The organism is Runella sp. (genome assembly GCF_027484545.1).
Taxonomy (GTDB): Bacteria; Bacteroidota; Bacteroidia; order Cytophagales; family Spirosomataceae; genus Runella.
This window is the reverse complement of sequence record NZ_JAIXST010000287.1, coordinates 1-15,014: the sequence shown is the minus strand read 5'-3', so window position 1 is coordinate 15,014 and position 15,014 is coordinate 1. Positions and strand designations below refer to the sequence as shown.

The 15,014-nt window shown below is 43.5% G+C and carries 10 protein-coding genes and 1 pseudogene; 5 read left to right on the top strand and 6 right to left on the bottom strand.

Annotated elements, in window-relative coordinates; genetic code table 11:
- Nucleotides 1-86: 86 nt before the first annotated feature.
- The 4 genes from Q0081_RS25720 to Q0081_RS25705 form a co-directional block, all read right to left on the bottom strand.
- Nucleotides 87-1,778 (bottom strand): hypothetical protein, encoded by a 1,692-nt coding sequence (locus tag Q0081_RS25720; RefSeq protein WP_298360452.1) that lies wholly within the window; start codon nucleotides 1,776-1,778, stop codon nucleotides 87-89.
- 27 nt (nucleotides 1,779-1,805) lie between these two features.
- Nucleotides 1,806-3,149, bottom strand: a complete 1,344-nt coding sequence (locus tag Q0081_RS25715) for a DoxX family protein (protein ID WP_298360450.1) — start codon at nucleotides 3,147-3,149, stop codon at nucleotides 1,806-1,808.
- A gap of 86 nt (nucleotides 3,150-3,235) precedes the next feature.
- Nucleotides 3,236-4,579 carry a RagB/SusD family nutrient uptake outer membrane protein gene (locus tag Q0081_RS25710; RefSeq protein WP_298360448.1) on the bottom strand — a complete coding sequence of 448 codons (1,344 nt, stop codon included), beginning with the start codon at nucleotides 4,577-4,579 and terminating at the stop codon, nucleotides 3,236-3,238.
- A 28-nt stretch (nucleotides 4,580-4,607) separates the two neighbouring features.
- Nucleotides 4,608-7,643, bottom strand: coding sequence for a TonB-dependent receptor (locus tag Q0081_RS25705; protein ID WP_298360446.1), 3,036 nt, complete (start codon nucleotides 7,641-7,643; stop codon nucleotides 4,608-4,610).
- 872 nt (nucleotides 7,644-8,515) lie between these two features.
- On the opposite strand from Q0081_RS25705, the gene Q0081_RS25700 reads away from it, so the two are divergent.
- From Q0081_RS25700 to Q0081_RS25685, 4 genes and pseudogenes are all read left to right on the top strand, one after another.
- Nucleotides 8,516-9,379, top strand: coding sequence for a chromate resistance protein ChrB domain-containing protein (locus tag Q0081_RS25700; RefSeq protein ID WP_298360444.1), 864 nt, complete (start codon nucleotides 8,516-8,518; stop codon nucleotides 9,377-9,379).
- 59 nt (nucleotides 9,380-9,438) lie between these two features.
- Nucleotides 9,439-10,590, top strand: a pseudogene (locus Q0081_RS25695) (chromate transporter).
- Nucleotides 10,591-10,623: 33 nt separating this feature from the next.
- Nucleotides 10,624-11,373 carry a DUF2490 domain-containing protein gene (locus tag Q0081_RS25690; RefSeq protein WP_298360442.1) on the top strand — a complete coding sequence of 250 codons (750 nt, stop codon included), beginning with the start codon at nucleotides 10,624-10,626 and terminating at the stop codon, nucleotides 11,371-11,373.
- A 102-nt stretch (nucleotides 11,374-11,475) separates the two neighbouring features.
- Nucleotides 11,476-12,102, top strand: a complete 627-nt coding sequence (locus tag Q0081_RS25685; protein ID WP_298360440.1) for a superoxide dismutase — start codon at nucleotides 11,476-11,478, stop codon at nucleotides 12,100-12,102.
- A gap of 67 nt (nucleotides 12,103-12,169) precedes the next feature.
- On the opposite strand, the gene Q0081_RS25680 is transcribed toward Q0081_RS25685, so the two are convergent.
- Nucleotides 12,170-12,631 (bottom strand): 5-fold beta-flower protein, encoded by a 462-nt coding sequence (locus Q0081_RS25680; protein ID WP_298360438.1) that lies wholly within the window; start codon nucleotides 12,629-12,631, stop codon nucleotides 12,170-12,172.
- Between the two features lie 136 nt (nucleotides 12,632-12,767).
- Nucleotides 12,768-13,823, bottom strand: coding sequence for a sialidase family protein (locus tag Q0081_RS25675; RefSeq protein ID WP_298360436.1), 1,056 nt, complete (start codon nucleotides 13,821-13,823; stop codon nucleotides 12,768-12,770).
- 318 nt (nucleotides 13,824-14,141) lie between these two features.
- Here Q0081_RS25675 and Q0081_RS25670 point away from each other — a divergent pair, with 318 nt between their 5' ends.
- A complete protein-coding gene (locus Q0081_RS25670; RefSeq protein WP_298360434.1) occupies nucleotides 14,142-14,912 on the top strand; it encodes a MerR family transcriptional regulator in 771 nt (256 codons plus the stop codon).
- Nucleotides 14,913-15,014: the final 102 nt, after the last annotated feature.

Sequence of the window (15,014 nt, the reverse complement as noted above, 5' to 3'; positions counted from 1 at the left end):
TTCTAAAACGTTCTATTTTGTTAATGGATAGGTAATTTAAGAACAAAAAGTAAGTTTATAAAGAAATGGTGTGGTAATAAAATCTACTAATTGTATTTCCCCGCTTCAAGCGTACTTCTCGACAACGCGTATTTTTTGTCATAGCGGTCTAAGACCACTCGAATGGAATCTTTGTTTTCGTTGATTCCGGATAAAATCACGCGCGCACCTCCATTTACAACGTCATATTTCAGAATCATCCGACTGCGTTTGGTGGGACGCGTTTCGGCCTCAATTCCCTTTGTACGACGGGTTGAACGGGCAATTGGCTCAATTTTTGAATCTTCCAGACCAATATTAGCCAATGCTTCTTTAGGAATCCAGTTATCAACCTTGGGTTTATCACCCTTCTTTTTAGCAGCTGCATTGGTGCGTCCATCACCGCCAAAGTCATTCCGGTTTCCCAAAAACTCACGTCCCTCCTGACGATTTCCCCGATTTTTATCCTGCAAATACAGGACTTTGTTGACCGTATCGGCTTCGTAATAAAATACCCGTTGTCCGCCGGCGACCCCCGTTAATTCAAACGTCCGGTTGATGTCGCGCATGGAAGCCCCGCCGCCGTTTGACAAGTCCAATTCGACGGGTTTGTTGACTTTAAACGTAAGCGTAGTCCATTTTTCAAAAGTTGCCTGTTGCCAACGGAGAGAATCCAAAGGAGAAAAGGGAATGACCTGATTGTTTAGCCTAAACTCCGTCACGTTATAGTTTCCGCGCAGTTCAGAAATACCCTTCAACGCGGGTTGTTTGTACGGATCATACAGAAAATTGACAACGGCCAAATACAGAAAAACGGGTAAAAAAAGGACAATTGTACCCGTTTTAAGGGAAATACGGGCAATCCGTTGCCAAGCTTCGATAAATACAGGGTAGGAAGTAAAAGGCAACGTCGGCTTCTCCAAAATCAACAAATTGTACAGTTTTGGAATATAATCTACTAACAAAAATGCCGAAAACAGCACAAAATACGAGCTGTACACGTGTACGCCGCCGTCGTAGGAAAAGTTGACATACACGATGTCAGCCAAGGCACCAAACAGCAATATAGCACCCCAAAATGTAGTAGCCCGAAAGAACAGCAAAGCCCCGGCGAATACTTCCACCACACCCGTAAATACCTCATACCAAGGCACAATCCCGATGGAAAGCCAATAGATTTTTTGCAAAGTCAAATCACCAAAATTGGAATTCAAAACGCCCCAGGAAGGGTAGGGGAGTTGCGTTGGAGTGAGTTTGGTAAATCCAAAGCCGATGATACCAATCCCTGCACGATAGCGAACAACGACCTTTAGCCAGTAATACAACAGGTTGTATTCGGAGCAATCTTTTTTAAGAAAATTGGCAATTGCAGTCCAAGCCAGTCCCCCTACAATGGCAAAAACCAGCGTGATAATCCAAACGGCATAGCCATTCAAATTGCTGCCGAAAATGGTATTCCCGAAAAAATTCAATCCGGAACCAAACCGTGCAACATCGTATAAATCACGGTAATGCAGGTGCAGCCAATCAAAGTTGAACAGCTCTTTGTACCAATCTAAATTATTGGGAGGCGACATGCTCATAAAGAAGACAAACACAATCCTGAACAGGATTTTCTGCCACGGTTTCCAAGTTGACTGAGAGAGTGTTGGCTCGTTGTGTTGGGGAAAAGGTTCAACAGATTTAGGTTGTGATACACGAGACGTTACTCCCAGCCCTAAATCAATTTGTTCGGAGGTGATTCTTAATGCCTTAGCCATTGTCTGAAACGTTTTTGAAGGTAGAAGTTAGAGTTTTAGACCACGCCGACGCCCCGTTTTTTGAGCCTCAAACGTCAGGTATTTCTTGTTGATTTTGTTCAAAACAGCGTACACGGAATCTTTGCGCTCGTTGATTCCGTTCAGCACAATCGTTGAATCATTAAGTTGAGTAAAGTCTAAGTTAAGTGTCTCGCCGGCGTAGTTACCATTGCGATTTTTGAGCGACAGCGTCTTTTTTGCCGCATCTACTTCGTAGCTGTAGTAATGCCGTCCCTGCGAACCGGCAAACTCATAATCACGGTCAGCGTCGTTTCCGTGAATTTCTTCCGTATTGGTTAAATCCAGTTTAACGGGACGATTGGAGCGAATACTGATTGTGTTCCATTTTTCAAAAACTACATCCTGCCAACGGGTAGAATCTGTTTTGGAATAAGGAACGACGGTATTATTGACCTTAAACTCACTGACATTGTAAACACCTTCCGTTTTGGGTAAACCCGCTTTGGTAGGAAACTGATAGGGGCCTTCTTTGTAGCCGGCGTAGGTTTTATACCCATATAGCACCACAAAAAAGAAAACAAAAGCGGTTTTGAGCGCCAAACGAGCCTTCTGCCATTTTTCCGAAAACAGAGGATGAAAGCGGTTAGGTACGGCAGGCTGTTCCAAGGAAAATAACGTAAACAACCGCAGACCATCGTACGCAAAAATGAACAGCGCAAGAGTAATCAGGTAAAAACTATACACGTATTCGCCTCCTTCGTAAGCGATGTTGGAAATGAACACGTTGCCCGTAAATGGAATGATGATCAACGTCCCAATCGTGGCGGTTTTGCGATTGAGCAGTAATAATCCTCCCACAATTTCGACCGCTCCCAAGAAAGATTGGTAATTAGGTACAACTTCCAAACCCAACGAGAAAAGTTTCCAAGCCGTAAAATCCCCGTAGTTGGTATTGAGATTACTGATGGAAGGCAACGGAGCCTGCAAGGGAAACAACTTGATAAATCCGTAAGCAATGACTCCAATCGCCAAACGATACCGAACCGCAACCCGAAGCCAATAATACAACTTGTCGTAATCAGTATCTTCTTTGTCGCGCAACGTCCAAATCACGCTTCCAATACCGGCGATAATCGCCACAATAAGCCAGTTAATAAAACTGTCATTACCCACAAAAGAGGGTGAGTACCGTGACAAATAAAATAGGTCACGGTAGCAGATACTCAACCAATTGATAGAAAAGAGGTTTTTGAAAAATCGCCCGTCAAGCGGCAGAACCTGAATGAGGAAATAAAGCGAGAAGAAGCGAAATAGTAATTTCTCGGTTTTTGTCCAGTCCGAATTAATTTCGAGGTTTAGATGATTTGCCATTTTCGTAAGTTTTGAGTTTTATTCGTCAAAAAACTAGAGGAAGGTTAGACTTGGAATGTTTTTGAAACATTCCAAGTCTGAAGCGCCTAATAACCGGGATTTTGCTCTAAAGACTTATCCGATAAAAGTTGCTGAACGGGAATGGGCAACAGCAAGCGATTGGGGTCGGTTACGCTGAAAACGGCAGCAGCCCTTCCCGTGCGAACAATGTCATACCAGCGGTGCGGCTCCAGCGCAAACTCTACTCGGCGCTCATTTTCAATGGCTAACAGGAGTGCATCTTTCGTTGCTGCCGTACTCGCCGTAATACCGGCGCGATCACGGATGAGGTTTAAATCAGCCAAACCGGTAGTGAGTTTATCCTGTTGAGCCCGCGCTTCGGCGCGAATCAGGTACAGTTCTGCCGTGCGAAGTATGTAGGAGGGGTCGGAGGCAGGATTGCGATAATAGAGGTTGCCGTACCAGCGATTTTGGTTGTCTTTGGCTACCAATGCACTGCGAGTACCACCGATGGAGGTATTGTTCAGCAAGGCAACCAACGCATCATTGGGTGCCCATTGGCGCGTTCCGCCGTTGGTTTGCGGTTGCCATTGTCCCCGGTGACTGTTTACTTCGGTGGTTCCGTTGTAAAAAATCTCAAAAATAGACTCCGCTGTACCTCGGGCATCGTTGGCAAAAAACGCGCTGAAAGGTTTCAGCAATTTATAGTTAGTAGCATCCGTAATAACTTTATCGGCGTATTCTTCGGCTTTTGCCCATTCTTTTTGGTACAAATGATAGCGCGAACGCAAGGCCCAAACGGTTTTGCGGGTGGCGCGAAAACGATCGACTGTATTGGTAAGAAGGGGCTCGGCGGCTTCCAAATCTTTCAATACCTGCGCGTAAGTTTCGGCCTGGCTGCTGCGTTTAATTCCCACATTATCAGTCGGATTCACAGTGGGTTTGGTAATCAGCGGAACGCCTCCCCACGTACGGGCCAAATCAAAATAAGACAACGCTCTCACAAAATAAGCCTCACCAATGTACTGGTCCTTGAGTGCCTGCGTCAATTGCGGGTCGGTCACGGTGGCAACTTTGGCAATCACATTGTTGGCGCGATTGATGGTGCGGTAAATCGCAATCCAAGCAGCACTGATGGTGGAATTGTCGGCGTTTACTTTTTTATTGATGAACTCCTGCACCTGCGATTGTGAACCCGTCCACTGAATATTATCACCCGACAAATATCCAATGGATTGGAAACTGGTTCCGTAATAATCGCCGCTTGCTAAACCGCTGTAAACTCCTCTGATGGCCGTTTCGGCAGAGGTCTTATCCACAATCGTACCTGCGTCTGAAATGGATTCTTTGGGTTTTACATCCAAAAATTTATCACAACTCGACAGCACCGTTACTAAAGATACCGACAGTATATAATTTGTAAGTTTCATTACTTTTTGATTTTTGTAAACAACTGAATTACAAAGAGATATTAATTCCAACCTGCACACCGCGAGGCTGGGGGGGCGTACCCAAATCAATTCCCTGCTGGTTTTGATCGCTGCTCGCACTTGATTCAGGATCAAGGCCCGTGTACTTGGTAATTAGGAATAAGTTAGTACCTGATACATAGACCCGCAGTGATTCTGCTCCAATTCTTTTCGTAATTGTTTTGGGAAGGGTATAGCCTATATTGAGCGAGCGAAGGCGTAAGAAGGAACCGTCTTCGAGCCAACGACTTCCTCCGTCGCGGTAGTTATTTACGTTAACCCCGTCAGGGCGAGGCGTATCGGTTATGTCGCCGGGCTTTTGCCAACGGTCATTATTGCTGGCAAGAATGACCCGAGCGGCATCGCGGGCACCGCCGCCTTCGCCGAAGAAGCGGTTATGATTGTAGATTTTGTTTCCGTATTGGAAGGAGAAAAACAGATTGGCATCAAAGCCTTTGTAGGTAAAGTTGTTGGTCAAACCGCCAAAGAATTTTGGCCAGATACTTCCGAAGATTTGACGATCAGCAACGGTGATTTGACCATCTTTGTTGACATCTTCGTAAACCACATTTCCCGTCTCGGGATTTACGCCCAGTTCTTTGTACACCCAAAACGAATAGAGCGGTGTGCCTTGTTGCAACAAAATCAAATCACGACTTCCATAACGCAGCGGATTGGGAAGTTTTTCAATTTTATTAACGTTTTGAGCTATGTTAAAACTCGTTGTCCAGTTGAAACCGCCTTTGCGAATATTGACTGTATTCAACACAAACTCAACCCCTTTGTTGCTGATTTCAGCCGAATTTGACCAGTAGCCGCTGAAACCGGTGGCCGCAGGCAGGGCCAATTGCAACAAACCGTTGGAAGTATATTTGTTGTAGTAATTCAGTTCAACCGAAACGCGCGAATTTGCCAACGAAGCATCCAAACCGACATTGAATTGACGCGTGCGCTCCCATTGCAAATCGGAGTTTCCGAGCTGCTGTGGTGCAATCCCGGCACTTCCCTGATACGATGCCCCACCTGTCCACAATCCTTGTGAAGCAAAGTTTCCGATGCCGTTTTGATTTCCCGTAATTCCTACGCTACTCCGAATCTTGAGGTCGCTCAGCCATTGGACATCGCGCAAAAAGCTTTCCTGTTTGATTCTCCAGCCGGCACCTACCGATGGGAAATAGCCCCATTGGCGATTGTTTCCAAACCGAGATGAACCGTCGGCGCGAACGCTGAAATCAATCAAATACTTACCGGCATAGTTGTAATCCACTTTTCCGAAGAACGAAGCCAAATTGCTCTTTGTCCAACTTTGGGTACCGGCGGTAGTAGCTGCCGAGGAGATTTGAGTAAATTGGTTATTGGCAAAACCGCGTCCTTCTGCGTACGTACGGGTTTGTTGGTCGCTTTGCAGCGTATTTCCAATCAAAACACCAAAGGAATGTTGGGTTCCGATTTTCTTACGATACGTCAGTGTTTGTTCGTTGAGCCAAGTCGTAAACTGCGTAATGGACGACGTAGCCAATCCATTGGGGCTTCCCGAAATCAACAGGTTGTTCCAATATTCGGATTCGTTATAATTGTTGTAATCAATTCCCCAACTGCTTCTGAATTTCAGATTAGGCAACAGCTCGATATCGGTGTATAAATTTCCGATGTAGCGAAGACTGGTTGAATTGACGTTGTAATTATCAAGTAGCAAAGTCAAGTTGTCAAAACCTGCTCGACCCACCAATACACCCTGCTCATTGACGGGTGAAAGGTACGTAGGTGTATGCAACGCCGCCTGCAACAATCCTCCTGCGGGGCCATCGCCGGCGCGGGCTTGGTTGCGGTAGGTACGAGTGAAACTATTACTTACACCCACCTGAATTTTATCGTTTACTTTCTGGTCTAGGTTAACCTTGAAACTGGCCCGTTGAAATTTAATGGGTTTGATGATGGCCTCCTGGTTATTATACCCGCCACCGATGTAGTATTTGGTCGTTTTGGTTCCGCCTGCCAATGACAGGTCGTAGTTAGACAATTTTGCCGTGCGGAACAACTCACTCAAACGGTCGTAGGTTTGCTGTTCTTCGGGCAATCCTCTTCCTCCTTCAGAAACGGGGCGGAAGGGGCGATTGGCCGCTGTCCGATTGAGCGAAGGGGTATCTTTTCCCGTGTTGATCCACCATTCATTGACCAACTGCGCGTGTTCAGGGCCGGTGGTCAACTCCCACAGTTTGGTGGCTTTGGCCTGTCCGTAAGAAGCGTTGAAATTTACCTTCGGTTTTTGTTCAAAACTGCCCCGTTTGGTAGAAATCAAAATAACACCGTTGGCGCCTCGTGAACCATACAACGCCGTAGCTTCGGCATCTTTCAGGACTTCGATACTTTCAATGTCGTTGGGGTTCAAGTCTGCAATAGGGGAGGTGGCTTTTCCACCCGTTCCGATGGTTTGAAGGCTGTTGTTATTGATAAAAACGCCATCCACTACGTACAACGGGTCATTGTCGGCATTGATGGAAGTAGCACCGCGAACCCGAATATTAACCACTTCGCCGGGAACACCCGTGCTGGAGGAAATTTGTACGCCCGATACTTTTCCCTGTAATTGGGCATCAAAGCTACCCGCTTGAATGGTTTTAGATTCGCTTGGGTCAATTTTGGCAATGGAGCCGATGAGGTTTTTGCGCTCCAAAGAGCCATACCCCACGACCACGACTTCTGACAATTGTTTTGAGTCGGGCGAAAGAGCAATTTCTACATTATCTTTCTCCACAATTATCTCTTTGGATTCGTATCCAATGAAACTGACCACTAAGGTAAAAGGGAGTTTTTGCCCTGTTTTCAACAAAAAAGCCCCTTCAGGATTGGTCGTTGAACCGTTGGTGGTGCCTTTGATGAGCACGGCGGCTCCAATCAAAGGTTCTCTTGTTTTCAGGTCAACTATTTTGCCCGAAACCGTAGCATTTATTGTCGGTGTATTTTGCGACTGTGCGAAAAATGGAATCCAAATGACTATTCCCCACAGGAGTAGTTTTTTTTTCATTACTTTGTACCGGTTAAATTAAAAAATAAAGTGTCTGACAATCGCTTCCAACGATTGTCCTAATCATTTGCCAATGAGCCTTTTGTTTGGTTTAACTTTGCCGGTTCGGTTGCCGCCGAGCCGGTTTTTTAAACAATTTAAAGTTTTTAATCCATAGAAATTATATATTATTATTAGCGCATAGTTGAACAATCAAATTCGCACCCGACAACCACCGTCTTCTGCGGTTGATTGTCCAAGCTATGCGCTAAGTAATTAATTCAATTTAAACAGTAGGATGGTTTATAATCGAGATGCCGGACTACTTCATTTTTATATAAAAGCATTTACTCGAATTTCAGACTTTTTGCAGGTGGTTTACAAATCGGCTGGCAGCAGTTGTACTCAGTGTAAAGTCTCGGGTACGAAATCGTTACTAAGCTAAAAATTCTTTTTTGATATGAGTTGTTTGACGCTGCAATGTTAGAAAGTCATTTTGAGATTACCAAACAAAATATTTAATTTTTTTTATAAAAAATACGCTAAAGTAGACGTATTTATAGTACATAACACAGAATACGTACTGAGTAGATTTTTAAATTTTCAATGGTTTTTAATTTGTTTATTACAAAACTTTATTGTTAAAGTTATACAAAATACATTTTGAAAGTAAAAGTGAGTTTATCTGTTATATTTTTACTTTTTTCAAAGATATAAGCCTGTCTAATACCCTAACAATCAATAGACTAAAGGATTTCCTCCAAATGACTCTCTCTTCTTCTTTTTGCAAAGAATTGAGTGAGCAGTTTCAAACCAGTGATTTGAGATTTTTATTGACCTTTACTGCCTAAATCGAATATTTTTGCGAAAACTTCTCAGAAGCCATCGGATGTATGAAATGGATAACACGCGAAAAACCCAAGATTGACCGAATTGCCTGCCCTTGGCTCATTAAAAAATTCATTGATAAGGAAGCTGAATTTCTCTATGTCCCATTCAATGAGGTTATCCCAAAAGCGCAGCAATTGAACGCCATTCCTTTTGACATTCCTAATGTAGAACTGTCGCATTTTGGCGAAAACTGCACCTTTGATAGTCTAATTGAAAAGTATGGTATTGAAGACCCTGCCGTTCACACGATGGCGCTGATAATACGCGGCGCTGATACGGACCGACACGAAATTGCAGCTCAATCGGCCGGGCTTTGGGCTATTTCGGCCGGCCTTGCCCATAATTTTACCGACGATGCCGCGCTTTTGGCTCAGGGTATGGTGATTTACGACGCGTTGTACAGTTGGGCTACCTACCTTCAGGCGGTCAAACACATTCAGGGTCCGTTTGAAGATCTATTGGTCAATGTATTTCAAAAAGTACTGACCTCTGCCGGTACGGCCAACAGAAAAACACCGGCTTGGGCAAAGGAACTGAAAGAAATTCTGCAAGATCAAATTGATACCAATCTGGCGTTAAGCTTGAAAGATGTCTCCAAAGAATTGGACATCAACCCTGCGTATTTGTCGCGTGAATTCTCGAAATATTTTGAAAATCTAAGCTACGGAGAATACATCCGAAAGCTTCGAATTGAAAAAGCAATTGAGCTTTTGGAAACCTCAAATCACAGCCTGACCGAGATTGCGTACCTTACGGGTTTCTCTGACCAAAGCCACTTTACGCGTATTTTTAAAAAAATCAGGGGCGAAAACCCTTCCGATTTCAGAAAAAACGCGCAAAAAAGTAAAGTATATACAAAAGGTTAATTCTGTTCTATTTTGGAGAATCAGTTTAGTGAAACTTTGCCTGAAAACCACACAGAGCAATGACTGATACATATTCTTTAAAAGAGATAACACTCTACTTTCTGAAACTCGGTTATGCAGGCTTCGGCGGACCTGTGGCGTTGGTGGGTTACATGCACAAAGATTTGGTGGAAAAACGCCAATGGATTTCGGAAGAAGAATACAAAAACGGTTTAGCATTGGCGCAACTTGCCCCGGGGCCCTTGGCAGCCCAGTTGAGTATTTATTTGGGCTACGTGCATTACGGTATCTTGGGGGCAACGCTGACTGGGGTTGCGTTTGTGCTTCCTTCCTTTCTGATGGTGCTTTTGCTGGGCATTGCCTACAAACAATATGGCGGTTTACCGTGGATGCAGGCGGTTTTCTACGGCATTGGGGCGGCGGTGATTGGAATTATTGCCCTGAGTTCGTACAAACTCACCCAAAAATCCATCGGAAAATTTACGCTTCCGTCATTAAAAACCAATTGGCTGCTTTGGTTGTTTTTTATAGCAGCTTGCGCTGTTACGTTTATCACCAAACAAGAACAGGTGTTGCTTTTTGTGGCGGCAGGTTTGTTGTACATGTTTGTCAAAGCTCCGCCCAAAATACCCACAAATACTGCCCAGGGATTGATATTCTTACAAATAGGATTTTGGGAATACGAATCGGCGACGTTGTGAAAAATTGCCGTTTTCTTTGCCAAAGCAGGGGCTTTTGTGTTTGGAAGCGGCTTGGCGATTGTGCCCTTTTTACACGCCGGGGTCGTGCAGGAATACGGCTGGCTTAACGAGCAGCAGTTTCTGGACGCCGTGGCGGTGGCGATGATTACGCCCGGGCCTGTTGTCATCACGGTCGCTTTTATTGGGTATTTGGTCAATGGTTTTTGGGGAGCGTGCGTGGCGGCTTTGGCTACTTTTTTGCCTTGCTATCTTTTCACGATTTTACCCGCTCCGTATTTTCAAAAAATCGCTAAAAACAAATTTATCAAAGCGTTTGTGGATGGCATCACGGCGGCAGTGGGCGGGGCGTTGGGCGGGGCGGTGTTGGTCATTGCTATGCAAAGCATCATTGACATTCCGACGGCACTCATCACCGTAGCGGCAGTGTTGGCCTTGATTTACGTCAAAAAAATCAAAGAGCCGCAGATCATCATTGCAGCGGCACTACTCGGATATTTGTTGAAATTATAAAGTAAAACCCATACCGTTAACAATTACTAATAAATGAAAAAAATCATTGTTTTTTGCTTATTGACAAGCACTGTTTTTGCCCAAACCTCCCGTCAAGCCACCGACGAACAGCAAGTTTGGGCAGGATACTTCAATCAAACCCGCCTTTCAGATAAATGGGGACTTTGGGGCGATTTCCATTTTCGTACTACCGAGCATTTCGTCAAAGAACCCTCAAAAGGCATAATTCGACTGGGTTTGATGTATTATTTCAACGATGACTTGAAGTTTACGAATGGCTACGCTTTTATTAATCACTTCCCCGAAGAAGGTCACACCAACGTTTCAATGCCCGAACACCGAATTTGGCATCAAATACAGTTGCACAACAAATACGGAAAAGTCAAAACGATGCAATGGGTGCGATTGGAAGAACGTTTCCGACGAAAAATAAAAAACGACAACGAACTGGCAGAAGGCTACCGCTTCGACGAGCGGATTCGTTACAATTTTTTTCTGAATGTGCCATTGAGCAAAAAAGGCATTGCTGCCAAAACGGTTTCAGCGTTGCTGAATAATGAAGTGATGATAAACCTCTCGAAAAACAATGTCTATAACGTATTCGAGCAAAACCGTCTTTTTGTGGGATTGGGATATAATTTCAACAGCCACGCCCATTTACAATTAGGCTATATGAATGTTTATCAGCAACTTGCAGCAGGTAACAAATTCAAAAACATAAATTCGATACGGGTGTTTTTCTTCCAAAACTTAGATTTTAGAAAACAAGCAAACAAACATTAACACAATGAACCGCAAAGACTTCCTGCAAAAACATCGCTCTTTGCCGGAGCAAGCCCGCTGACCGGCAACGACGTATTCAGTGCTTCGCTTGCCGAATCGGGCATGGACAAATTGACCGACGAACAGGGGAATTTTGTACTGGGAGCATTGCCTTATGCCGATACATTTTTGGAGCCTTTTATGCCCGCCGATGTACTGAAACTGCACTATACCGCTCACCACGGCGGAGCAGTCAATACGGCTAATAAAGCCACGGGATTAATCAAAAAAGCCTTGGAAACCAACAATTTAGAAGGAGTGGATTATTGGTCTAAGAAACTGTCACTTCATTTGTCGAGCCATGTGTTGCACACGATTTTTTGGACAAATATTAGCAACAAAAAGACAGACCCTAAAGGCGAATTATTGAAACGAATTGAAAAGGATTTCGGCAGTTTTGATAAACTCAAAATGCTGTTGTTACACCACTCTAAAAACGTCGACGGCAACGGTTGGGGCTTATTAGGTTTTCACCCGATGAGTAATCGGCTGGTCGTGTTGGAAGTGGAAAATCACGAAAAATTAACCGTTTGGGGCATAGTGCCGCTGATGGTCATTGATGTGTGGGAACACGCTTACTACTTAAAATACAAGAATAAACGAGCTGATTTTGTGGATGAATTGTTCAACTTTCTTAATTGGGACAACGCCGCAGAGCGTTTAGAGTTGGCTTTAAAAATCAGCAAATAGCCACTACAACTGATTTTTGGATAAAAAAATTCGGGCGAGTTACTTTGCATAACTCACCCGGCTACTATTAGTGTTTCATGTGAGTGCCCGCTACTTTTTTATCCATGTGAAAGCAATGGATGGCGCAGGCAATTCCTTTCAAACTATCGTGTACGTTGCCAACCACTTTCCCTTTGGCATCTACAATGTCACACGTTTCGTCGGGGTTATCTCTGACCGTGAATTCTACCTCTCCTTTTATATTGTAATAGGTCTTTCCGTCTTTCCCCATTTTACCCACTTTTTTATTCGTTTTAGCGTCAACCAAATTGCCGTCTTTGTCCATAAAGGCGATTTTATTTCCCTGATGGTCTTTGATAATTTGGTCTTTGGTTACCATACCTACGCTTGCCCCTTTATTGTCTTTGATGTTTCCATCTTTGCCAATATGGATGGGGTGTTTGTAATCTGCCTGAGCAAATGAAAGTGTTGATACAAAACTAACAAGGGCCATGAATGTCCCAATGTGGAATAATTTAATTGTTTTCATTGGATTGTTTTTAAGTTTTACCTCAATGAAGGTATCGGAAAAACGATCCATTTGGTATGATAACAATCAGCAAAATAAGCCATAAATCCCCTTTCTTATTACGTATTTAAAGTTTTTGACAAAGAAGTAAGACCGTTTATTTTTTGCCTGCACTCAAAATCATTCCTTTTATTGTTTCTTTTTCTTCCCAAACACAAAGGGCTTCCCCGTCATTGAGCATGATTACTTTTGGATACCTGCCCATTCCCAAACTTACCGGTTGTTCTTGTCCGGTTTGACTCAGCCAAATTTGGCCCTGATCCTGCCAAGTGATAAAGGCCGTTTGGTCACTTGTGGCAATGGACGCATTTCTACCCGACGCGAGAAGCTGTTCGGCTTCCCCACGTTTTGCAGTAAACAATTGGTTTTCCCGACGAAAGACCGAAGTCAATACTCCGCTTTTAGTAACACTGATTCCTCCGCCATCCATCGGGCAGGCTTTCAATTTCCAAGTTCCCAATCCCATTTTTTCGGCCGGTTGAAACGTATTGCCACTATCGTTTGAAGTGGTTACGTACATATCACGTGAGCCATCTATCCAGTTTCTGAACATGATAAAAATCTGGTTGTCTTTCATGAGAATCGAAGGTTGACAACATTCACAAACGGTCGAATCCGGGGAACGATAAATGAGTTTATTTTTACTCCATGTAACGCCTCCATCTTTTGAAAACGCTCTGTAAATTTTGTTTTGTTTATCTTCCCTCAAATCCAGCCAAATTACAAAAAAAGTGTTTTTTCCGTCGCTTGTTAAGGCATTAAAACCTTCTTTAGCAATATCAGTTACATCATTGATTTTAAGTCGTTTTTGCCATTTATTGGTTTTACGATTGAGTATGGAAGCATACAAATTACCTTGTTTATCAATGGAAGTAATCACGGTAGAGTTCAAACCGGAGGCAATCTGCGGCCCTCTCGAAACCCCCAAATGCAAGCCCGGCAAGCTGTCAACGAGTACGGGCGAGGCGAAGGTTTTTCCTTTATCATTCGAGGCAGTGTAATAGAATTCATTTCTTTTCCCAAAGACCATTTCTACGGATTCATTTTCACCCACGCAAATAGCCGGTTGAATGCCTTTTGTTGGAAATAAAGCCTGTTGGGCCTGAACGATTGCGGTGCTAAGGAGAAGCACAAAAAACACTCTAATAAACATAAGATGGTTGCTTTAGGGATGCTGAATTTTATAATTACAAATATACAAACCAGTCGGGTGAAGATTTTTATTAATTTTTTCAGCTGCATTTCATACACCACTTAGTCGATTTTACATCTCATTTTCAACACTTTAACCTTATTTACTTTTAAAGTATCCGCGTTTTTTATTCATTTTACCTATGAATTGAATGTAATTACTGACGAATGTTTTTTTTCTAAATGAAAAATTCGCGTTGTTTTAAATTTATCAAAAAACACTTGACTCTAACCTTACGTCATCCCCTTTATTTGCATTGTCAATCCAAAAACAGCAAAAATGGCAGCGTATTCGGTGAAAAAACTGGCAATATTGGCTGGAGTAAGTGTACGCACACTTCATCTCTACGACCAAATAGGCCTGCTGAAACCTTCTTTACGAACGGAAGCAAGGTACAGAATGTATGGAGAAAAGGAACTCCTGCGACTTCAGCAAATTCTGTTTTTCAGAGAGCTTGATATGCCGCTAAAGGAAATTGGAGAAATACTGGATAATGTCGAATTCAACCTTGTCAAGGCGCTTGAAGGCCATAAAATGGCACTTATCTCCAAGCAGCAGCGAATCGAAACCATGCTCGAAACGATTGATAAAACGATTGGTTACTTAAAACACGAAAAAACCATGTTAAGTCACGAAGAATTATACGAGGGTTTTCCGAAAGAACAAGGGGAAGCCTACCGAAATGAGGCCGAGAAAAAATGGGGCGCCGATGCCATGGAAAAATCAGAAAACAGCCTTCGGAAATTGAGCAAAGCCCATTTTGAGCAATTGAAAGACGAGCAAAAAGAAATTGCTACCGCTCTGTTTTCAATAATGAATGAAGACCCCACAAGCCCTAAAGTACAGGAGCAGATAGCGCGGCATTACGAAAATATCCGCAAATTTTGGGGAACGCACGGCACTGCTGAAAAACAGGCGGAAGCTTATGCAGGATTGGGACAGTTGTATGTGGATGATGAGCGTTATACACAGGTAAATGGTCAATCACAACCTGCTTATGCGAGTTTCCTTAGTAAAGCTATGAACTACTTTGCAGGGGTGTACGAATAAATGCAGAGCAATACTAAATTAGCCACAAAAAACGATGGACAAACAAAAAGCGACAGAAATTCTACTTTCCAAGTTAGATGAATGGGAAAAAATGCCCAAGCC

Bases quoted from the DNA above. Each gene is read 5' to 3' on its own strand.
- Q0081_RS25720 (WP_298360452.1), bottom strand. From the start codon at position 1,778: ATGGCTAAGGCATTAAGAATCACCTCCGAACAAATTGATTTAGGGCTG.
- Q0081_RS25715 (WP_298360450.1), bottom strand. From the start codon at position 3,149: ATGGCAAATCATCTAAACCTCGAAATTAATTCGGACTGGACAAAAACC.
- Q0081_RS25710 (WP_298360448.1), bottom strand. From the start codon at position 4,579: ATGAAACTTACAAATTATATACTGTCGGTATCTTTAGTAACGGTGCTG.
- Q0081_RS25705 (WP_298360446.1), bottom strand. From the start codon at position 7,643: ATGAAAAAAAAACTACTCCTGTGGGGAATAGTCATTTGGATTCCATTT.
- Q0081_RS25700 (WP_298360444.1), top strand. From the start codon at position 8,516: ATGAAATGGATAACACGCGAAAAACCCAAGATTGACCGAATTGCCTGC.
- Q0081_RS25690 (WP_298360442.1), top strand. From the start codon at position 10,624: ATGAAAAAAATCATTGTTTTTTGCTTATTGACAAGCACTGTTTTTGCC.
- Q0081_RS25685 (WP_298360440.1), top strand. From the start codon at position 11,476: ATGGACAAATTGACCGACGAACAGGGGAATTTTGTACTGGGAGCATTG.
- Q0081_RS25680 (WP_298360438.1), bottom strand. From the start codon at position 12,631: ATGAAAACAATTAAATTATTCCACATTGGGACATTCATGGCCCTTGTT.
- Q0081_RS25675 (WP_298360436.1), bottom strand. From the start codon at position 13,823: ATGTTTATTAGAGTGTTTTTTGTGCTTCTCCTTAGCACCGCAATCGTT.
- Q0081_RS25670 (WP_298360434.1), top strand. From the start codon at position 14,142: ATGGCAGCGTATTCGGTGAAAAAACTGGCAATATTGGCTGGAGTAAGT.